The organism is Mycobacterium sp. IDUB_37 (assembly GCF_055419245.1).
In genome coordinates, this window is record NZ_JBVAXG010000002.1 from 384202 (window position 1) to 405786 (window position 21585).

17 protein-coding genes and 1 pseudogene are annotated in these 21585 nt (G+C 63.8%); 13 read left to right on the forward strand and 5 right to left on the reverse strand.

Annotated elements, in window-relative coordinates; translation table 11 throughout:
* Positions 1–22: 22 nt before the first annotated feature.
* The 11 genes and pseudogenes from ACZY1I_RS08430 to ACZY1I_RS08480 all read left to right on the forward strand — a co-directional run bounded on the left by ACZY1I_RS08430 (position 23) and on the right by ACZY1I_RS08480 (position 12934).
* On the forward strand, positions 23–754 hold the full coding sequence (locus ACZY1I_RS08430; protein ID WP_463753898.1) for an enoyl-CoA hydratase: 732 nt from the start codon (positions 23–25) through the stop codon (positions 752–754).
* 5 nt (positions 755–759) lie between these two features.
* Entirely contained in the window at positions 760–1878 is a 1119-nt protein-coding gene (locus tag ACZY1I_RS08435) for an MBL fold metallo-hydrolase (RefSeq protein ID WP_463753899.1), read from the forward strand.
* Positions 1879–2162: 284 nt separating this feature from the next.
* Entirely contained in the window at positions 2163–3746 is a 1584-nt protein-coding gene (locus ACZY1I_RS08440) for a serine hydrolase (RefSeq protein ID WP_463753900.1), read from the forward strand.
* The gene (locus tag ACZY1I_RS08445) at positions 3743–6133 is read left to right on the forward strand and encodes an HAD-IC family P-type ATPase (protein WP_463753901.1); all 2391 of its coding nucleotides are present in this window, start codon (positions 3743–3745) and stop codon (positions 6131–6133) included. Before ACZY1I_RS08440 ends, ACZY1I_RS08445 begins: the two co-directional genes overlap by 4 nt.
* Positions 6134–6534: 401 nt before the next feature.
* Positions 6535–7991 (forward strand): annotated as a pseudogene (locus ACZY1I_RS08450) (PPE family protein); the annotation flags it as partial.
* 104 nt (positions 7992–8095) lie between these two features.
* Positions 8096–8284 carry an antitoxin gene (locus tag ACZY1I_RS08455; RefSeq protein WP_463753902.1) on the forward strand — a complete coding sequence of 63 codons (189 nt, stop codon included), beginning with the start codon at positions 8096–8098 and terminating at the stop codon, positions 8282–8284.
* Between the two features lie 6 nt (positions 8285–8290).
* Entirely contained in the window at positions 8291–8764 is a 474-nt protein-coding gene (locus ACZY1I_RS08460; RefSeq protein WP_463753903.1) for a type II toxin-antitoxin system Rv0910 family toxin, read from the forward strand.
* Positions 8748–9980, forward strand: a complete 1233-nt coding sequence (locus ACZY1I_RS08465) for a class I SAM-dependent methyltransferase (protein WP_463753904.1) — start codon at positions 8748–8750, stop codon at positions 9978–9980. The genes ACZY1I_RS08460 and ACZY1I_RS08465 overlap by 17 nt, the downstream gene beginning before the upstream one ends.
* Before the next feature lie 56 nt (positions 9981–10036).
* Positions 10037–10810 (forward strand): VOC family protein, encoded by a 774-nt coding sequence (locus tag ACZY1I_RS08470; RefSeq protein ID WP_463753905.1) that lies wholly within the window; start codon positions 10037–10039, stop codon positions 10808–10810.
* 88 nt (positions 10811–10898) lie between these two features.
* The gene (locus ACZY1I_RS08475; protein WP_463753906.1) at positions 10899–11327 is read left to right on the forward strand and encodes a hypothetical protein; all 429 of its coding nucleotides are present in this window, start codon (positions 10899–10901) and stop codon (positions 11325–11327) included.
* Positions 11328–11467: 140 nt separating this feature from the next.
* Entirely contained in the window at positions 11468–12934 is a 1467-nt protein-coding gene (locus ACZY1I_RS08480; RefSeq protein ID WP_463753907.1) for a PE-PPE domain-containing protein, read from the forward strand.
* A gap of 44 nt (positions 12935–12978) precedes the next feature.
* Here the strand turns inward: ACZY1I_RS08480 and ACZY1I_RS08485 are convergent, their stop codons facing one another.
* From ACZY1I_RS08485 to ACZY1I_RS08505, 5 genes are all read right to left on the reverse strand, one after another.
* Positions 12979–13458 (reverse strand): VOC family protein, encoded by a 480-nt coding sequence (locus ACZY1I_RS08485; protein ID WP_463753908.1) that lies wholly within the window; start codon positions 13456–13458, stop codon positions 12979–12981.
* Positions 13459–13479: 21 nt separating this feature from the next.
* Complete coding sequence (locus ACZY1I_RS08490) at positions 13480–15003, reverse strand: carotenoid oxygenase family protein (protein WP_463753909.1); 1524 nt, start codon at positions 15001–15003, stop codon at positions 13480–13482.
* 1 nt (position 15004) lies between these two features.
* Positions 15005–16234, reverse strand: coding sequence for an acetyl-CoA acetyltransferase (locus ACZY1I_RS08495; RefSeq protein WP_463753910.1), 1230 nt, complete (start codon positions 16232–16234; stop codon positions 15005–15007).
* A gap of 306 nt (positions 16235–16540) precedes the next feature.
* Positions 16541–17755, reverse strand: a complete 1215-nt coding sequence (locus ACZY1I_RS08500) for a PPE family protein (RefSeq protein ID WP_463753911.1) — start codon at positions 17753–17755, stop codon at positions 16541–16543.
* Between the two features lie 177 nt (positions 17756–17932).
* Positions 17933–19153 carry a PucR family transcriptional regulator gene (locus tag ACZY1I_RS08505; RefSeq protein ID WP_463753912.1) on the reverse strand — a complete coding sequence of 407 codons (1221 nt, stop codon included), beginning with the start codon at positions 19151–19153 and terminating at the stop codon, positions 17933–17935.
* A gap of 84 nt (positions 19154–19237) precedes the next feature.
* Between ACZY1I_RS08505 and ACZY1I_RS08510 the strand changes: the two genes are divergently transcribed.
* On the forward strand, positions 19238–20362 hold the full coding sequence (locus ACZY1I_RS08510) for a ferredoxin reductase (protein WP_463753913.1): 1125 nt from the start codon (positions 19238–19240) through the stop codon (positions 20360–20362).
* A 9-nt stretch (positions 20363–20371) separates the two neighbouring features.
* The gene (locus ACZY1I_RS08515) at positions 20372–21553 is read left to right on the forward strand and encodes a fatty acid desaturase family protein (protein ID WP_463753914.1); all 1182 of its coding nucleotides are present in this window, start codon (positions 20372–20374) and stop codon (positions 21551–21553) included.
* Positions 21554–21585 lie beyond the last annotated feature (32 nt).

Genomic DNA, 21585 nt, shown 5'->3' on the forward strand with positions numbered 1-21585 from the left:
GAGGCTATATATCCTTGCCTCCATGATCGGTATCACCCAGACCGAAGCCGTAATGACAATCGAGCTGCAGCGGCCCGAGCGACGCAACGCGTTGAACTCCCAGCTCGTCGAGGAGCTGCGCGAAGCCCTGCTGAAGGCAGGAGACGGGCAAACTCGCGCCATCGTGCTGACTGGCCAAGGCTCGGCGTTCTGCGCCGGCGCCGACTTGTCCGGCGACGCCTTCGCCGCGGACTACCCCGACCGGCTCATCGAACTGCACCGGATCATGGATCTGACGTTGATCCCGATCATCGGTGCAATCAACGGGCCCGCCATCGGTGCCGGCCTGCAGCTGGCGATGCAATGTGACCTGCGAGTGGTGGCTCCGGGTGCCTTCTTCCAGTTCCCGACCTCGAAATACGGTCTGGCATTGGACAACTGGAGCATCCGCCGACTGTCGTCGCTGGTCGGTCACGGCCGAGCCCGCGCGATGCTGCTGACCGCTGAGAAGATGACCGCTGAGACGGCACTGCACGCGGGGATGGCCAACCGGATCGGGACCCTGGCCGATGCGCAGGAGTGGGCCGCCGAGATCTCCGGCCTGGCGCCCTTGGCTATTCAGCACGCCAAGCGGGTACTCAATGACGACGGTTCGATCGAGCAGCAGTTGCCGGAACACAAGGAGTTGTTCGACAAGGCCTGGGGCAGCCAGGATGTGATTGAGGCGCAGGTCGCTCGAATCGAGAAGCGACCGCCGAATTTCCAGGGGGCGTAACGGTCATGATGCGCGGGGCGCTGCGACTAGCTGCTGGTACCGCTTCGCTGGCGGCGGGTGGCTGGGTGTTGCGGGCGCTGCACGGCGCGCCCGCCGCGCTGGGTGCCGACCCCGCGGCGATACAGGCCGTTTCGGAGGGTTCGCCGAACTATCAGGACGGCGTGTTCGTCAATGTCGATCCGGCGGGGTGGTTCTCCGTGGACCGCGAGCAGGTGCGGCAGGTCGCGTGGGAATTGGTCGGTGGCCGCGGCGATAGTTTGCCCCGCAAGCCGATCCCGCTGGCCGCGCCGGCGATCTACCAGGGCGAGCCGGCCCAACTGGCGGTTAGTTGGTTCGGTCACTCAACGGCACTGGTCGAGATCGACGGGTACCGCGTGCTCACCGACCCGGTGTGGAGTGACCGGTGCTCGCCCTCGGATCTTGTTGGTCCGCAACGCCTGCACCCGCCGCCGGTGCAGTTGGAAGGGTTGCCGGCGGTGGATGCAGTGGTCATCAGCCATGACCACTACGACCATCTCGACATCGACACGGTGTTGGCGTTGGCGCGCATGCAGCGGGCACCGTTCTTCGTCCCGCTCGGAGTGGGTGCCCACTTGCGGTCGTGGGGGGTACCCGAGCACCGCATCATCGAACTCGACTGGCATCAGAGCGGACAGGTCGAAGAATTGACCGTGGTCTGCATGCCGGCGCGACACTTCTCCGGACGCTTTCTCAGTCGGAACAACACGCTGTGGGCGTCCTGGGCCTTCATCGGTCCCAGCCATCGCGCGTACTTCGGCGGGGATACCGGCTACACCAAGAGCTTCGCCGAGATCGGCGCCGACCACGGACCGTTTGACCTCACGTTGATGCCGGTGGGCGCGTACAACACTGCGTGGCCCGACATTCACATGAATCCCGAGGAGGCTGTCCGGGCGCATCTGGACGTCACCGATTCGGGCTCGGGATTGTTGGTGCCGATTCACTGGGGCACCTTCCGGCTGGCGCCGCACCCATGGGCGGAGCCGATCGAGCGGGTGCTCAAGGCTGCCGAGCCGCATCAGGTTCAGGTGGCCGTGCCGACGCCGGGCCAGCGATTCGATACGGCCGGGCCGGTGCGCTTTAGCCCGTGGTGGCGGTTCTGAACAGCGGACCCACCAGGACTGCCCATGGCGCCGATGCCGCCCGCTGCCGCCGTCCCCGCCGTTGCCCGGTTTTCGGGTGACACGAGCACATAGGACATTGGATGCCTCCTACAAAGGCGCGGCGCTGCGCCCTGGCAGTTAATTTACGTCGAGGATAGTAACTCCGGCTGAGCAGCGATGTCTCTGGTTTGTTCGCTTTCTAGTTACGCGGGGTTCGTTCGGCTTGGGCCCGCTCGCCCCGCGCCTTCACCAGGCGCGCATCGCCACCAAGCTAAGGTGCGGCAATGGTGAAACGCGCGGCGTCAGCCGCAGTCGCGGTGATGTTATCGACTCTGGTCGCGTGCGGGCCGGCGCAACCGGTCTCCAAACCGTCGTCATCGCCGGCGCAGTTGCCCCCCAACGAAGTCTCGGGATTGCAGATTCCCGCGGGCCGCATCGACGACGCCGTCGCGAAAGTCGACGGCTTGGTAACCGACCTGATGAAGAACAGCGGCATCCCGGGCATGGCGATCGCCATTGTCCATGGTGGAAAAACTCTGTATGCCAAAGGTTTCGGGATCAAGGACGCGAGCAAGGGTGACGGTCCGGACAATAAAGTGAACGCCGACACCGTGTTCCAGTTGGCGTCGATCTCAAAGTCAGTCGGCGCGACGGTGGTGGCGCACGAAGTCACCGAGGGTGCCATCAGCTGGGATACGCCCGTGGCGTCGAAGCTCCCGTGGTTCGCGCTCATGGAGCCCTACGTCACCAATAACCTCAGTGTCGCTGACCTCTACTCACATCGCTCCGGCCTGCCCGACCATGCCGGTGACGCTCTCGAGGATCTCGGCTTCGATCGTCAGCAGGTACTGGAGCGGTTGAAGTACCTCCCGTTGGCACCGTTCCGAATCAGCTACGCATACACCAACTTCGGAGTCACCGCCGCGGCTGAAGCCGTAGCGGCTGCGGCTGGCAAACCCTGGGAGGACCTATCCGACGAGGTGCTCTACCGACCGCTGGGGATGACCGCAACCAGTTCAAAATTCGCTGACTTTTTGGCTCGGCCGAATCACGCGGTCAACCACATCAAGGTTGGAGATAAGTGGGAGGCACGATTCCAGCGCGACCCGGACCCGCAAACACCCGCCGGTGGGGTCAGCTCGTCCGTCAACGACATGGCTCATTGGCTGACCATGCTGCTGGCCAACGGAACATACAACGGACAGCGAGTCGCATCGCCGGAAGCGCTGCTGCCGGCCTACACCCCGCAAATGCTCTCCAGTCCCGCGAAGAACCCAAAGGCCCGCGCCGGGTTCTACGGCCACGGGTTCAACGTGTCGGTAACGTCTTCGGGGCGAACGCAGTACAGCCACTCGGGAGGGTTCGGCCTAGGCGCCGCAACGAATTTCGCGGCACTGCCTTCTGAAGATATCGCCATCATCGCCCTGACCAACGCCGCGCCCTACGGCGTGCCGGAGGCGCTGAACGCGGAGTTCATGGATCTGGTGCAGTACGGCGAGGTACGCGAGGACTGGCCGAACCTCTATCGGCAACAACTTGCACCGATGAACAATCCGGACGGCTCGCTCGTCGGTAAGCAGCCCCCGGTCAGCCCGGCACCGGCCAGGCCATTGAGCGATTATGTCGGGGTGTACGCGAACGACTACTGGGGCCCGGCCACCGTGACCGAGCGCGACGGTCAACTCCGGCTGTCGCTGGGACCGAAGTATCAGGTGTTCGACCTCAACCACTGGGACGGTGACACCTTTACCTTCGGGTTGTCCACCGAAAACGCCTTGCCCGGTTCGATTTCCAAAGCAGTATTCACGGGCAATGCGCTGAACCTCGAGTACTACGACTCCGACAAGCAGGGTACTTTCACGCGATGAACGTTGGCGGCCTGACCGATGCCGAGGTGGCCCAACGGGTTGCCGACGGCAGGGCCAACGAACTTCCCGAACGGGCTACCCGCAGCATCGCCAGTATCCTCCGGGCCAACTTTTTCACCAGGATCAACGCGATCCTCGGCGTGCTACTGCTCATCGTGCTGGTGACTGGCTCGTTGATAAATGGGCTATTCGGCCTGCTCATTGTCGCCAACAGCGTCATCGGCACGGTCCAGGAAATCCGCGCCAAGCACACGCTGGACAAGCTGGCCATCGTGGGACAAGCAAAACCCATGGTGCGCAGGCAATCTGGCACGCTTGCGCTACCGCCCGACCAGGTGGTGATCGACGACATCATCGAACTTGGTCCAGGCGATCAGATCGTCGTCGACGGGCAAGTCGTCGAAGAACAGAACCTCGAGGTCGACGAGTCGCTGCTGACCGGCGAGGCCGACCCGATCGCCAAAGGCGCAGGAGGCACGGTGATGTCGGGCAGTTTCGTCGTCTCCGGTTCCGGCGCCTACCGGGCCACCAACGTTGGTGGGAACGCCTATGCGGCCAAACTCGCTGCCGAGGCCAGCAAGGTCACCCTGGTGAAATCCGAACTGCGCAACGGCATCAACAGAATCCTGCAGTTCATCACCTACCTGCTGATACCCGCCGGGTTGCTGACCATCTACACCCAGTTGTTCACCACCCACGTGGGCTGGCGAGAGTCGGTGCTTGCCACGGTGGGCGCACTGGTGCCCATGGTGCCCGAAGGTCTGGTGCTGATGACGTCGATCGCGTTCGCGGTTGGCGTCGTCCGACTGGGTCGACGCCAATGCCTGGTGCAGGAGTTGCCTGCCATCGAGGGACTGGCGCGGGTTGATGTCGTCTGTGTGGACAAGACCGGCACACTGACCGAAAACGGTATGCGGGTGTCCGATGTCAGCGAACTCGATGCTGCCACCGAGAGCGTCGCCGACGTGCTGGCCTCGCTGGCGGCCGCCGACGCCCGCCCGAACGCCAGTATGCAGGCGATCGCCGAGGCCTATCACGACGAACCAGGGTGGATCGCCACTGCGACAGCCCCTTTCAAGTCGGCAACCAAGTGGAGCGGAGTGTCGTACCGTAACCACGGCAACTGGATCATCGGCGCACCCGACGTGTTGCTTGATGCGGACTCGGCGGCGGCGGCCCAAGCGGAACGGGTCGGGGCGCAGGGAATGCGTGTACTACTGCTGGGGGCCTCCGGCATCGCGGTCGACGATCCCGATGCACCGGGAACAGTCACTCCGGCCGCTCTCGTCGTGCTGGAGCAGAAGATCCGCCCCGATGCCCGTGTGACCATGGAATACTTTGCAGCACAAGGTGTTTTGGTCAAGGTCATCTCCGGTGACAACGCCGTTTCGGTGGGAGCGGTGGCTGACAAGCTCGGCTTGCACGGCGACACTTTGGATGCTCGCCGCCTGCCAGAAGAAAAGGACGAACTCGCAACCGCGCTCGATGCCCACACCACCTTTGGTCGGGTGCGGCCGGATCAGAAGCGCGCCATTGTGCATGCGTTGCAGTCACACGGGCACATCGTGGCGATGACCGGCGACGGCGTCAACGACGTGCTAGCCCTCAAAGATGCCGACATCGGCGTCGCGATGGGGGGCGGTAGTCCGGCGTCGCGAGCGGTGGCACAGATTGTTTTGCTGGACAACAAGTTCGCGACTCTGCCTTATGTCGTCGGCGAGGGCCGAAGGGTGATCGGCAACATCGAACGCGTCGCTAGTTTGTTTCTGACGAAGACGGTGTATTCAGCGTTGCTGGCATTGTTGGTTGGCGTTGAGTGCCTGCTTGCCAAACCATTAGGCGCGGATCCGCTGCTGTATCCATTCCAGCCGATCCACGTCACCATCGCGGCCTGGTTCACCATTGGAATTCCGTCCTTTATATTGTCGTTGGCGCCAAATAACGAGCGCGCCTATCCGGGATTCGTACGGAGGGTGCTGACGTCCGCGCTGCCGTCCGGGCTGGTCGTCGGCGTCGCGACATTCGTGAGCTACCTGCTCTCCTATCATGGCCGGCACGCCACCGTCGTGGAGCAAGATCAGGCTTCCACCGCCGCGCTGATCACGATGCTGGTGACCGCCGTCTGGGTGCTTGCGGTGGCGGCGCGGCCCTACCAGTGGTGGCGATTGGCGCTGGTTATCGCCTCCGGTCTGGCTTACGTGGCGATCTTCAGCCTGCCGTGGGCTCAACATAAATTCATGCTCGATCCGTCGAACCTGTGGACGACGTCGATTGCACTCGGCATCGGCGCTGTTGGGGCCTTTCTGATCGAGGCGATGTGGTGGATTCGGGCCAGAGTCCTTGGCGTGCAGCCGCACGTGTGGCGGCGATTGCGGGTCCGTCGTTGAATTTGTTGGTGGGTGGTCCGGGTGAGTCGTTGCGGTTGAGTTTGTCGGGTCCGGGGTTGGGTCCGATTGTGGTGCCGGTGTTCAATTATCCGGCGGGTCCTGGGTTTGGGAATAATACGAGTGGTCCGTCGTCGGGGTGGGGTAATAGTGGTGAGGGGAGTTCGTCGGGGTTTGGGAATGCGGGTCCGGGTTCGGGGTGGTGGAATGTTTCGACCGGGGATATCGGGTTCTCGGGGTGGCAGAATGTGGGGGCTTTGGGTTCGGGTGTGCTGAACCTGGGTGACAGTGTGTCGGGGTGGTACAACTCGATTCCGAGTGTGGGTTCGGGTGTGGGCAATGTGGGTGCCCAGATGGCGGGGTTCTTCTCGCAGGGGTTGGACAAGGTGACCTTGTTCAGTGTGGGTGTGGCCAATCATGGTGGGTTCAATCTGGGTAATGCGAACCTGGGTGACTTCAACCTGGGTAGCGGGAATGTGGGGGGTTCGAACTTCGGTTCGGGCAATGTCGGTGATTTCAACATTGGATCCGGGAACCTGGGGATTCGAATGTGGGTTCGGGGAATCTGGGGGGCTACAACTTCGGGTTGGGGAACCTGGGGTCCTACAACCAGGGGTGGGGTAACCATGGGGACTACAACATTGGTTTCGGGAATACCGGGGTCAATAACTTCGGGTTCGGTAACACCGGGAGTAACAACATCGGGTTCGGGTTGTCCGGGGACAATCAGGTCGGGTTCGGGGCGTGGAATTCGGGTTCGGGGAATGTGGGGTTGTTCAACTCCGGGAGTAACAACATCGGGTTCTTCAACTCGGGGTCAGGCAACTTCGGGATCGGTAACTCGGGGTCGTTCAACACCGGTGTCGCGAACACGGGGTCGGCGAACACGGGCTGGTTGAACTCCGGAGTGTTCAACACCGGCTGGGCCAACGCGGGTACCTACAACACCGGCGGCTACAACACCGGCTCGTTCAACTCCGGCTTCGCCAACCCCGGTGATGTCAACACCGGGTCCTACAACACCGGCGACACCAACACCGGCTGGGCCAATACCGGCAACATCAACACCGGCGCCTACAACTCCGGCAACGAAAACAACGGCTTCTACTGGCGCGGCAACCGCCAAGGCCTCATGGAAGCCGACTACACCCTCACCATCCCCGAAATCCCCCTCACCCTCGGCGGCGGCGGCATCATCAAGCTACCCATCACCGGGGACATCACTGGGCTTACCGTCAACCCGTTCACGGTTAACGGAGGCGGCGGCCAACCAGTCCAGGTCGACCTCGAACTCACTGCCGACGCCGAAACCGGCGGGTTCGAAATCACCATCCCACTGCCGGACCCGTTCCCCAACATCAGTGTTTTCGTTGACGGACTACCGATCAGTCTGGACATACCGCTGCGGTCCGAACTCGATCCCATCCGAGTTCCCACGATCAGAATCGGCACCATCCCGCTCAATCTCACCCTCGGCAGCGACACCACATCCCTCAACCTGACAGTCGACGGATTGGTCGGCCCGATCCTGGCCCCGATCATCCATGCGCCATCGATGCCCGGCTTCGGCAACTCCACCGACTTTCCGTCGTCGGGCTTCTTCAACTCCGGTGACGGCGGTCTGTCGGGATTCGGCAACTACGGCGAGATCATCTCCGGCATGTCCAACGTCGGCTCGATGGTCTCGGGTTTCCAGAATTACGGTGGCAACCTGCTCTCCGGCTTCACGAACCTGGGCAGCGCGATATCGGGCATCGGGAACACCAGCGACCTTGACATCGCGGTATCCAGCTTCATCTCCGGCGTCGGGAACATCGGCCGCCGGCTTTCCGGGCTCTTCCTCGAAGGCATGGTGCCGTAGGCGCCAGACGGGGACCTTCTCAGCCGGCGAGCTCCAACAAGTAGGGTTTCACCAGCGAATCAGGGTTCCCGGGGGAGGGACCCTCCCGGGAAGGAGCAGCGCGCATGGGACTGCTGGACAAAGCCAAGGACTTGCTGGCGCAGAACGCCGACAAGGTAGAAACCGCGATCGACAAGGCCGGCGAGTTCGTCGACGAGAAGACCCAAGGCAAGTACACCGACACCATCCACAAGGTGCAGGAGGAAGCCAAGAAAGCCGCCGGCTCCGGGGCCGGCGGCGGTCAGCCGGGTTAACGGCGGATGGCTAAGCTTTCCGGCTCCATCGACGTACCGCTGCCGCCGGAAGAGGCCTGGCGGCACGCCTCTGATCTGAGCCGGTTCCGGGAGTGGCTGACCATCCACAAGGTGTGGCGCAGCAAGCTGCCCGAAGTGCTGGAAAAGGGCACTGTCATCGAGTCGTATGTCGAGGTCAAGGGCATGGCTAACCGGATCCGGTGGACCATCGTACGGTACAAGCCTCCCGAGGGCATGACACTCGACGGCATCGGCGTTGGCGGAGTCAAGGTGAAGCTGATCGGCAAGGTCGCGCCCAAGGGTGAAGGTTCCGTCGTCAGCTTCGACGTGCACCTCGGCGGCCCAGCGTTGTTCGGGCCGGTCGGCATGGTCGTCGCCGCTGCGCTCCGGACTGACATCCGCGAATCTCTGCAGAACTTCGTCAGAGTTTTCACCCGGCCCGATCCGGGTACGAACGGCGACAGTGTCGTCCACCGCTGATCGCTTAGTAAAGCTGCTCCGAACCGCCGCAGGCATCGATGTGCCGGTGCGCATCCGGGCCTGGGACGGTAGTGAGGCCGGCCCGAGCCCCGGACCAGTGCTGGTGATTCGTTCGCGTCGAGCGCTTCGTCGATTGTTCTGGCGTCCAGGCGAACTGGGCCTGGCGCGGGCCTATGTGACCGGCGATATCGATGTCGACGGCGACCTGACCGATGGGTTGCGACGGGCGTGGCGCCTGGCCCGGAGCCATCCGGTTGCCGCCATTTCGGCGCGCAGTCGGGCAGCGGCGGCGCTGCAGGCGACGCGGCTTGGTGCGGTGGGCCTGCCGCCAAAGGCGCCGGCCAGCGAGGCACGGCTGTCCGGTCGACTGCACACGCGGGGGCGGGATCGGGCCGTGATCGCGCACCACTACGACTTGTCGAACGACTTCTACCGATTGCTCCTCGACGACCACATGGCTTACTCGGCAGCGTATTTCACCCATGAGGGGCAATCGCTGCACGATGCGCAGACGGCCAAGTTGAATCTGATCTGCGACAAGCTCGAGCTCAAACCGGGGATGCGCCTACTCGACGTCGGCTGCGGCTGGGGATCGCTGGTCCTGCATGCTGCGCAGCACTACGGCGTGCACGCCACCGGCATCACGTTGTCCGCCCAGCAGCGCGACTTTGTCGCCGCCCGCGCCGCCGAGCGCGGCCTCACCGACAGCGTCGAGGTCCGGCTACAGGACTACCGCGACTTCGGCGAACTCACGACATCCCAGGATGCATTCGATGCGGCCGCCTCCATCGAGATGGGCGAGCACGTCGGCGAAGAGCTCTATCCGACCTACGTCGGCATTCTGCACCGCGCCCTCAAACCCGGCGCGGCCCTGCTGTTGCAGCAGATGTCCCGACACCACGATGCCGCGCCGGGCGGCGGCGCCTTCATCGAGGCCTACATCGCGCCCGACATGCATATGCGCCCGCTGTGGCAGACGTTGCGGCACTTACAGAGTGGCGATTTCGAGATCCGATCGGTCGAGGCGATGCGCGAGCAGTACGCGCGCACCGCTGAGCACTGGATCGACACGCTGGAAGGGCGCTTCGGGGAGTTCGTGACCTTACTCGGCGAAGAGACCGCCAGGGTGTGGCGGCTCTACCTGGCCGGCGGGATGCTCGCCTTCGAGGAGGGCCGGATGGGCGTGGATCAGATCCTGGCTCGCAAGCCGCGATGAATTTCTGGTTCGGGCTGAGTCGATATCCGTGAACCGACCGAACCAAGGAGTAACTCGTGCCCACACGTGACGGCGCCCCACTGGGCGCGCCCTGCTGGATCGACTTGACCACATCCGATGTCGATCGCGCCCAAGACTTCTACGGCACCGTCTTCGGGTGGACGTTCGAGTCCGCCGGGCCGGACTACGGCGGCTACATCAACGCGGCCAAGGACGGCCGTCCGGTCGCCGGCCTGATGGCCAACAACCCCGAATGGCAGACGCCGGACAATTGGGCCACCTACTTCCACACCGCCGACATCAACGCCACCGCCGCAGCGGTTTCCGCGGCCGGCGGGACGGGCTGCATCGAGCCCATGGAGGTACCAGCTAAGGGCTTCATGGCGCTGGCCACCGATCCGTCGGGTGCGACTTTCGGCACTTGGGAGCCATTGGATCACTCCGGCTTCGAAGTGATCGGTGAGGCCGGCGCGCCGGTCTGGCATCAGTTGACCACGCGCGACTTCCGCGCCGCCGTCGATTTCTACCGCGAGGTGTTCGGGTGGCGCACCGAGCAGGTCAGCGACACCGACGAATTCCGTTACACCACAGCCTGGTTTGGTGACCAACAATTGTTAGGCGTGATGGACGGCACCGGGTTTCTTGCCGACGACGTGCCATCGCAATGGAGCACCTTCTTCGGTTCAGCGGATGTCGACAAGACACTGCAACTGATCACCGAGAATGGTGGCGCCATCCTTCGCGATGCTGAGGACACTCCCTACGGGCGCCTCGCGGCGGCGACTGACCCGACCGGAGTTCCGTTCAACCTGTCTTCGTTGGAGGGTTAGGCGCCGAACACCACGCTGGTGTGACGCTGGCCGCCGAGCGCCACGCTGCTGTGACGCTCGGGGCGGCGCGTCGGCTAACCTCGCTGTCATGCCCCGCCGCCTACGTCCTGGTTGGCTCGTGGCGCTTTCTGCCGTGGTCATTTTGGCCAGCACCTGGATGCCGTGGTTGACGACGAAGGTCGACGGCGGCGGGTGGGCCAATGCGATCGGAGGCACTCACGGCAGTCTGGAACTGCCGAGGGGATTCAGCGCGGGACAGCTCATCGTGCTGCTGTCGTCGACGTTGTTGGTGGCCGGCGCCATGGCCGGCCGCGGGCTGTCAGTACGGGCGGCTTCGATTGCCGCGCTGAGCATTTCGCTGCTCGTGCTGGGGCTGATGGCGCTGTACTACCAGCGCAATGTCAATGCGCCGGTGGCGGCCGAGTACGGGCTCTATGTCGGTGCGGCCGCGGCGGTGTGCGCCGTGGCGTGCGCGCTGTGGGCGGTGGCTTCGGCGGCGCTGGGCGGCCGGCGCTAATTCGCGCTCGCGATGCCCTGCGCCCCGCTGCGCCAAAGCCGCTGTCCGCTAGTCCCGAACGGTGTACCGTTCGGCGCATTGGCGGCGAGCGCCACTTATACAACATCGTTGGCGCGTGATTGGGCCGGGGGGCCGAAGACATGCCCTATGTGGCAGCACATCCCGAGGTAATGGCCGAGGCGGCAGATGCCGTGGCTGGTTTCGGATCGGCGATCGACGAGGCTGGTGCGGCGGCCGCGGCGCGTACCACGACATTGGCGGCCGCGGCCGCCGACGAGGTGTCGACCGCCGTCGCGTCGCTATTCTCCGCGTATGGCCTTGGCTACCAGCAGGTCAGCGCCGAGGTGGCGAAGTTTCATCGGCAATTCGTACAGACGTTGAGTGCCGCAGCGGGTGCCTACGCCAGCGTCGAGGCGGCGAGCGCTAACGCGCTGGCCGCCGCGGGGCAGCAGACGTTGAGCGCGGTCAACGCGGCTAGCGGCGTCACTGTTACCGCACCCGTGGCCGCAGGCGCTAATACTCCGTTGGGGAATGGCATCGCGCTGATCATGGGCGGCAGCGGAATTCCGACGCCATACCTGCGCTATGCCGAGAGTGCGGCCATGCTTTACCTTCAGCCGCACGGCTTCACCGGCATCGCAAAGGTTCTCACCACACCTGAGCTGATCGGCCACACCGACACCACCATGGCGGAGGGCTCACGGATTCTGACTAACGCGATCGTCAGCCAGATTCAAGCGGGGAACGTAGACGCGGCGAATCCGGTCGTAGTCTTCGGTTACTCGCAGAGTTCCGCAATGTCGACATTTACGATGCAGCAACTCCACGCCCTAGGTGTGCCAAGCGACTTGGTGCACTTTATGTTGGTCGGCAATTCCGCCAACCCCAACGGGGGCATTATGTCCGCCTTCGACATTCCGCCAGGCACCAGGCTGAACATCCCCGCATGGGATCTCACTTGGGGTAATCCGACGCCGAACAATCTCTACCCCACTGACGTCTACACGCTCGAATACGATGGTTATGCCGACTTCCCGCGCTACCCGATCAACATATTTTCAGATCTCAACGCAATTGCGGGTGGCATAACGAAACACCTTGTCTACCTGGGCCTTGAACCTAGTCAGATCACCAACGCAATTCCGTTGCCGACATCAGGCGATACCATGGTGAATTACTACATGATCCCGTCGGAAGGCCTGCCAATACTGGACCCACTGCGGCTGATTCCGATCATCGGACAGCCGATCTACGATCTGCTGGAGCCAGATATGCGGATACTGGTGAACTTGGGCTACGGCGACGTTTATCACGGGTGGAACCAAGGTCCGGCCAATGTAGAAACTTCTATCGACCTGTTCCCCACCGAACTCGACTGGTCTGCCGTCCCTCCCGCACTGGCAAACGGCGCGCAGCAGGGTGTCACCAACTTTTTCAATGATCTGCTGAATCCCGACACGTACCGGATCACGCCTCTGGTGCAAAATCCGGTGTTAGCGCCGCTCGTCTCCGCCGCCTACCGAGGCGGCATCATTAACAACCCACACCCGACTTCCCTGTGGGACTTATTCGCCTCATGGGTAACCACACCCCCTGAATCCGCGTGACGCACTTACCTAGGCGATCAGCGGAATCGTGACGATCGCTGCGGTTAGTCCGGGAACTCGTGTTTCCCGGAAGCGGAACTGCCGGCGGGCTCGTTGGCTCCGTAAACGAACGGCGCGAACACCACCTCGCGGCCATCAGGATCGCGATAGGTGACCGCGCCCGTCGCCTCCCAGTACGGGTGCTGCTGCACCGGTTGCACCCCAGCGGCCTGCAGGCCGGCGATCGCGGCCTGCTGCGCCTGGCGGTCCGGGAAGTACAGACACAACTGGTCGTGATGGTCCAGCGATACCGGATCGACCGCCTCCACCACCTCCATCGTCAGATTCGAACTCGGCAGGCCGAAGATGGCGCCGTTGCTGCCGTAACTTTCGCCGAATGTCTCATACAGCGGTAGCCCTACGAGCTCACGGTAGAACCGCACCGTCTCATCGAAATTCGCCGAGCGACGGGCGAATCGGATAGATCCGATAGACGCCAATTGGGTAGGCCAACGCGTTGTCCGACGCGGTTTCGGGGCGCTCATTGTTGGAGATACGCAGCCGGGTTACAAGCCGACGGCTTCGGCCGCGGATTCTGTTTGGTCCCAGCGCCGCAGTTCCGAACCGGCCACCCATGTCGAGTGCGTGCCGCTGCTAATACGTTCTGGCAGCGCCAGTTTGCAGACGGGCCCATCGCCGACCCGCGCCGCGTCGAACACCAGGCAGTAGGACGCGTCGGCGTTCATGTCGGTGGTCAAGGTGACGAGGTAGCCGTCGTCCTCAGCTGTGCTGCCCACTCGGGGCGCCATCGCTGACTCGCTGCCGTAGACGCCGTCACCGAGCGAATAACGCTCCTCGGTGCCGGTCAGCAGGTCGTGCTTGACCAGGCCGTCGAACAAGAACCAACCCGGTTTGCCGGTGGCGGCGTAGGCGTAGCGGTACTTGCTGGAGGCGTAGTCGGCGTTGATGGTGCCGAATTCGGTGACGGAGTCCGACAGCGGACCTTCCTTCACCTCACCGGTAACCATATTCAGCCGCCACCGGTGCAGTCGGGCATCCATCCGATCAAGCGCCAGGAATCGAAACAGCTTCTCCCACTTGCCGGCTGGGCCGGCCCCGCTTTCCAACGGTTGGGGTGAGCCCTCGAAGAAGCCGTCCAGGACAATCTCGTCGCCGTCCTCGTAGGCGTTGGTGAAGTGCAGCACGTAAGTCGGGTCGGCCTCGAACCAGCGGATGTCGGCAGTGTCGCCCCGGCGCGGAATCACCGCGAAGCGGGACGGGATTTCCGGGAAGAAGCGCGGCAGGTGTACTCGTTGGTCGAGCAGTTGGGGATCCCAGAACAGCGGGAAGTCATTGAGGATGGCGTAGTTCTCGGTGAACGCCATGTCGTGGGGGAGTCGTGGCCCGGGCAGTGGGATGTCGACATAGTGGGCCAGATCGTTATTCTTGTCGACCACGCCGTACCGCATGTACGGGTCCTGCTTGCTGTAGTTGAAGAACAGCAGTTCACCGGTCTTGTTGTCTACCTTGGGATGTGCCGATACACCCCAATCCGCCGGAAAGTGCCCGTTCCAACTCTCCTTGCCCAGCGTATTGGCCGAGTACGGGTCCACCCGGTACAGATCGCCGCACTGGTAGAAGCTGGTCAACGCTATGCCACGGTGCACGACGACGTCGGTGCTCGAGGCGTCTTTCATCAATTCCCTGGCGCCCCAGCCTTTTTCCTTCTTGGCGAACTGCACGGGCTCGGCCAGGCCAGGCCACAGCGGTTCGCCCGCGTCGTTTTCCGCGTGAAAACCATCGGTTTGAATGAAACGGTTGCGGTAGAAGGCTTTTCCGTCGCGGAAGCCCACCACGTGCAGCATGCCATCGCCATCGAACGGGTGATACGTCTTGAACGCCGGATGCAGCGGGTTCTCTGTGTTGCGCAGGTAGATGCCATCCAGATCGCTAGGAATTTCGCCTTCCACCGCGGTCAGGTTGTCGGCGTCCCACTCCGTGGTCTGCGGCCGCCACGGTCCGGTTCGATACGGGTGATCGTCGTCTTCGGGCAGTGTCGAGAGGTACTTGCCGACAACCTCAACATCCATGTCACACCTCTTGGCTCGCGCTGACAACAAAACTGACGGTGGTGGCGGTGCTGCCGCCGAAGTTCAAGGTGCCGAACTTGCGTGCGCCCTCGACTTGGTAGTCGCCCGCGGCGCCACTGACCTGTTTGGCCGCGTCGAGCAGCATCCGTACGCCGGTGGCTCCGACCGGATGTCCGCCGCCGATCAAACCCCCACTGGGATTGATCGGGAGCCGCCCGCCGATCTCGATCTCGCCGTTCTCGATGGCCTTCCACGATTCGCCGGGGCCGGTCAGTCCGATGTGGTCGATCGCCAGGTACTCGCTGGGCGTGAAGCAGTCGTGCACCTCGAACCCGTCAACATCGTCGAGGGTCACTTCGGCGCGGCGCAGGGCGTCGAGCACCGCGGACCGCACGTGCGGCAAAACGTAAGGATCGTCGGCCGCCCGGTCCAGTTTCTGCCGCAGGCCCAGCCCAACGGTGCGATGTCCCCAGCCGTCGATGCGGCCGATCGGCCGTGCCTCAGGATGCTCCCTCAGGTACGCGTCGTTCACCAGCACCACTCCGGCGCCACCATCTGTCATCTGGCTGCAGTCCAGGCGACGCAACCGGCCTTCGGTGATCGGATTGGTCGCATCGTCATCGGTGATCGGGTCCGGCACAGTCCAGGCCCGGGTCTGCGCGTTCGGGTTGCGCCGCGCGTTGGTGTAGTTGACCTGCGAGATCGCCCGCAGATGGACGTCATCCAAGCCGTAGCGCCGGTCGTATTCGTCGGCGACCTGGGCGAACATCGACGGCCACAGGTAACGAGCCTCGGCCCCCTCGTGGCCCGTCCAGGCTGCCGCGCCGAGATATTGGGCTGCCGTATCGCCGGGAACCGTCTTTTCCAATTCGAGGCCGATGACCAATGCGGAGTTGTAGGCACCGGAGCGCAGGTCCGCCATCGCAGCCAGGGCCGCCACGCTGCCCGAGGCGCACGCCGCCTCGTGCCGCGAGGCTGGCGTGTCCCAGAGTGCGTCGCACACCGTTGCCGGCATGGCGCCGAGGTGGCCCTGTGTGGCGAACATCTCACCGAACGCATTGCCGACATGGACGACGCCGATCTCCTCGGCGCCCGTCCGGGCTTTGGTGAGCGTGTACTCCACTACCTCCGCAGTCAGGGCGGCGAAGTCACGCTGCTCCCGGCTGAGGTTGCGAGCGAAGTCGCTCTGGTAGCCGCCCAGAATCCATACGCCAGCAGACGAGCCATCCATATTCGGCACGGTACTCCCAGGTGGGCGCCCACTTTGCGGCATGTGCTGCCGCGAACCGAACTGGCCCCAAATTAAAGCGGTCCCGTCGGCTCTCGGGCTGAACCGACGGGACCTGGGTGGGCGTATTGGCCGGCCGACACCCCCACCTCTCTTGGATCATTGCCATCATTGGGGCAAGACAAACATCCGAATCTGACACTTGCGCTTCCTGTATCGCCGTTTCGGCTCTTAACTTGGTCAAACACAATGAGTTTGGCGCGTGTCGTCTGTTGACATACCTTTCGGTATGGAAAAGGTGCGCCGGCCTCAGACCGGATTGTTGGCTTCCGGGCCCGGCCCGGCAGCGGGCTGCTGGATGACGACCACCGTGGGTTTGCGCTGGGGTTGTTCCTCGGTCGCGTCGTTATGAGGCGTTCTACTGCCTGCACCGGAACCCCCGCGTCCGGCCAACCCGGCCAGGGCCATCCCGCTCAGCAGGCCGGCCGGAACCCCGGCCAGATCCGGCTGGACCGGACTGACACCGGCGCCGGGCAGCGACTGGACGGCAAGCCTGATCTCCGGGGCTGCGATCGTCCAACTGTGCGGCACCTTCAGCCCGCCGATCAGCGCCCCGTGGCCCACCCCCGCGGACGCGGTGCCTCCGATGAGGACTGGCGCCGGTCTCGACACCGTGCCGAGACTCTGAGTCGGCACCAACGCGCCGTTGGGATCGGTGACGCCGCGTTGACCGATCTGGAAACTCCAGGGTCTGTTGGTGTTGACGATCGCCAGCGCCAGGCTGGCACTCCCGATCAGGGCGATGTAAATGCCCGCGATGTCCAGGTCCTGGATGGGGCTGGGGAAACCCAGGGTCGCGAAAAGCGGATCGAGTGGTGCCGCCGGCGCTGACAGGCCATGGGTATCGGAGAAAGCCGATCCGAGCGTCGATAGCGTACTTGTGGCGCTTTGCCCCCCGCCCGCGCCGACCGCCTGGGTTTGGCTCGCCGGACCCCACGGGTCGGCGAACTGTGATGGGGGGGTGAACGGTGTCAGCGTCGATGCCGACTCCGAAGCCGCGGCGTAGGTGAACATGGCGGCAGCGTCCTGGGCCCACATCTCGGTGTACTCGGCCTGCAGGGCCTCGATCGCGGGGCTGTTCTGGCCAAGGAAGTTGGTGGCGGCCAGTGAGGTCAACTGGCTGCGGTTGGCCGTGATCAGCGGCGGCGGCACCGTCGACGCATAGGCCGCCTCGAACGCCCCCGAGGCCCTCCTGGCGTGATTGGCCGCTTGCTCGGCCAGCGCAGCGGCGGCACCCAGCCACCGCGCAAAAGGCGCGACCGCGGCCACCATTGACGCCGACGCCAGGCCCAGCCAGGATTCCGCGGCAAGGCTCGCGAGCACCGATGCATACGAATCCGCTACCGGATGAAGTACTGCTGCCAGCCCATCCCAGGCGTTGGCTGCGGTCAGCATCGACCCGGCGCCCGGGCCTGCGTACATCCGTCCGGAGTTGATTTCCGGCGGCAACAGCCCGTAGTCCATAGCCTTATCCGGCCACGTTCGCACGGGCGATCACCAACGACATCAGACCCTCCTCGAGCACTACCGTGACACAGCTTGTCGCCATAGTCGCAGAGAACCCGAAGCGTCCGCGCCGCAAAGATTTAAACTCACGTTGGGTTGAAATACAGACTTCTCCGCGGGCCGCGCGGCTGCCGATTACGCGGCGGTTGGGGTGGGGTCGAGACCGAGCGCAATCGTCAGTTCCAGCACCGTCCGCGGGTCGCTGAGACGGTCGCCGTAAAGCTCGCGCAGTTGGCTCATCCGATAGCGGACGGTTTGGGCGTGGACGAACAAGTCGGCTGCCACTGCGTCGCGGCGACCCTGATGTAGCACCCACGATCGCAGCGTCTCGGTCAGCCGGTCTGCGGTATTCGACGGCAGTTCGGCCAACGGCGCCAGTGCGCGGGCGCGCAGGTCGCTTGCGGCTTCGCGGTCGGCGCCGAGCACGATTTCGACGAGATGGTCATCGGTGTCGATGGCAAAGTTTTCGCTGGATCCCTTGGAGCTCAACAAGTCCCGTGCCCGCATCGCTCGCTGGTAGGACGAGCGAACGTGCTGCCACGGCCGGGCCGGACCTACCAACGCCTTTCGGCCGGCAAGGGCCGACAGTAATCTGCGCCGTGCGGTGCCCCCCATGTCGGGGACCAGCAAAGCCGCGAGCGCCTCCGCGGCGTCCACCCCGGGCAGGTCTTCGGACAGTTGCAGCGTCGACTGCCCGAATTGCGCTGCCAGGCCGCGTGTTTGAGTCAATGGAACCAACACTGCCGTCAGGGTCTCGGGGGGCTGCCAGCCCGCCTGGTCGGCGCCGGCAAGCAAGGTCGCCGCTGGTTCGCCGGCCAGCAGATCCTGGGTCAACCGGTCGAGGTAGCGCTGGCGAACCAGGCCTGTGGTGGCCAGTTCGTCAGCGTGCCCGGACACGCTGGATGCCGACAGTTCATCGATATAGGCGAACACCAACTCGGCGAAACCGGCGATCGTGACCGCCGGGAGTCCCGCGCTGACCGCTGTCGTGGACAACTCGCGCCAGGCGATCCGCGCGCCAACCCGAAAAGCGGACAGCAGCGCATCGATCGAGCGACCCTGCCGGGCCTCCCCGCGGCCAAGCTCGTAGGCGCCATCGAGGGCCGCGAACAGCGAAGCCCCAGCATCGGTGTCATCGGGGCGGGTGGCTAGGCGCAGGAACACCCCCAGTGATGTCTGCACCGCATTCTCGATGATCTGGCCCATCCGGCCACTGAATGCGTCGGTGTAGCTCGGCACTTCGACGGTGATCGCGGTCACGGTTCGCTCTGCCATCGCCGGCAGGATCGCCTCCAAGGCCCTGACCACGGGTTCGTCCAGCTGCAGCCCGGTCAGACGGATGGATGGACCCGTCATTTTTATTCCTTCCGAACAAAAACATGCTGGATTTTCACGCGGTGCAGTCAAGACTTTACATCTACAGATAACGATTATGGAGTTATGACCGCACTGGCACCTCAATTGGCTCCCCGGACCGACGTTGTCGGCGCGCTGCGCGAACGAGTGGTGAGGTTTGCCGAGCGGGTCACCACGCCGCTGGTTCCCGCCGACTACTTCGACGTCATCGACCCGCTGCGTTCGCAGGTCGACCTGCGCGGGCGCATCGTCGCGATCAACCCGGAAACCCGCGACGCCGCCACGTTGGTGATCAAGCCCGGGCGCGGCTGGCGTCCCCATCTGCCCGGCCAGTACGTCCGCATCGGCATCGACGTGGACGGTGTGCGGCAGTGGCGGGCCTACTCGCTGACCTCCAAGACTCATCGGCGCGACGGATGCTTCGCGGTCACGGTGAAGGCGATCCCGGACGGCGTGGTCAGCAATCACCTGGTCCGTCGGGCCACCGTCGGCACGGTCGTCCAACTCGATCAGGCCGCGGGCGAATTCACCCTCGGCGACCAGTCGCCGGCCAAGATTCTGTTCCTCACCGCCGGCAGCGGCATCACTCCGGTGATGGGGATGCTGCGCAACATGGCCAACATGGATAGTGCCGCCCCGGACATCGTGGTCGTGCACTCCGCGCCCACCTCCGACGACGTCATCTTCGGCTGGGAGTTGCGCATGCTGGCGCGTCAAGGCCGAATCCGGTTGGTGGAGAAGCACACCGACACCGACGGGATGCTCGACGTCGCGAGTCTCGGCGATCTCGTCGGCGATTTCGCCGAACGTGAGACGTGGGCCTGTGGCCCGACCGGATTGCTCGACGCGCTCGAGCAGCGCTGGGCCGACGACGGTATCGCCGACCGGCTACACATCGAGCGCTTCCGCCCCGCGGTCATCACCGCCGGCGAGGGCGGCACCGTGACCTTCGCCAAGACTGGCAGCGTCGTGGACGCTGATGGATCTCAGACCCTGCTCGACGCGGGTGAGTCCGCTGGTGTGCTGATGCCATCGGGATGCCGGATGGGCATCTGCTTCGGCTGCGTCGTGCCGTTACGTCAAGGGGCCGTGCGTGATCTGCGTAACGGCGAAATCACTACTGCAACCGACGGCGATGACGCCCGATCACAGGTCCAAATCCAAACTTGCGTCTCTGCTGCCGCAGGTGCTTGCGAACTCGACCTCTAAGGATCCGAAATGACTACCGTTCAGAATTCCGCCGTTGACCCGACCGCTCACCTTTCCGACGAGGACATCGAAAACCTCGGCCGCGAACTCGACGCCATCCGCGCGCATGTTCTCGCCAGCCGCGGAGAGCGCGACGCCGCCTACATCCGCAACGTCATCAACGGTCAGCGCAGGCTCGAGCTGGCCAGCCGGACGGTGCTGCTGTTCTCGCTGTTCCCGCCGGCCTGGCTTGTCGGCACGGCCGGTCTGTCGATCTCCAAGATCGTCGAAAACATGGAGATCGGGCACAACGTGATGCACGGTCAGTGGGACTGGATGCGCGACCCCAAGATCCACTCCACCACGTGGGAGTGGGACAACGCCTCGCCGTCCGACATGTGGAAGCACTCGCACAATGAGGTCCACCACACGTACACCAATGTTCTTGGCAAAGACCATGATCTGGGCTACGGCATCATGCGGGTCGACGAAGATCAACCGTGGAAGCCGTTCTACCTCGCTCAGCCGCTGTGGAATTTCATCAACGCGTGCCTGTTCCAATACGGTATTGCCGCATACGATCTCGAGATCGGCAAGCACCTCAAGGGTCGCGGTGACAAGGACGAGTTCCAGCGTCAGAGCAAGAAGGTGTTGGCCAAGGTGCGCAGGCACATGATGCGCGACTACGTGCTGCACCCGCTGATGTCCGGGCCTTCGGCCGGGACCACGGTGGCCGCGAACCTGACTGCGAACCTGGTGCGCAATCTGTGGACGCACTCGGTGATCATGTGCGGGCACTTCCCGGAAGGTGTTCAGACGTACGAGAAGACGTCCATTGAGGGCGAAACCCGTGGGCAGTGGTACCTGCGGCAGATGCTCGGCTCGGCCAATATCTCCGGAAATACCTTCATGCACTTCATGACTGGCAACCTGTCCTTCCAGATCGAGCACCACCTGTACCCGGACCTGCCCAGTAACCGCTACCAGGAGATCGCACCCAAGGTGCAGGAGTTGTTCGAGCGCTACGGGTTGACCTACACGACGGGATCGCTGCCGCGTCAGGTCGCCTCGGCCTGGAAGAAGGTCATCCGACTGTCGCTGCCGAATGACTTCGGGCGCAAGGCGGCCCGCAAGACCGTTCACGCGATCCAGCCGGACACCATCTTGCACGCGATCTTCCCGAAGTCGCGGCCCGAAGCACAGGCGGCCTAATTTAGGCAAGGTCTATGAGCCCGCTTCGTTGA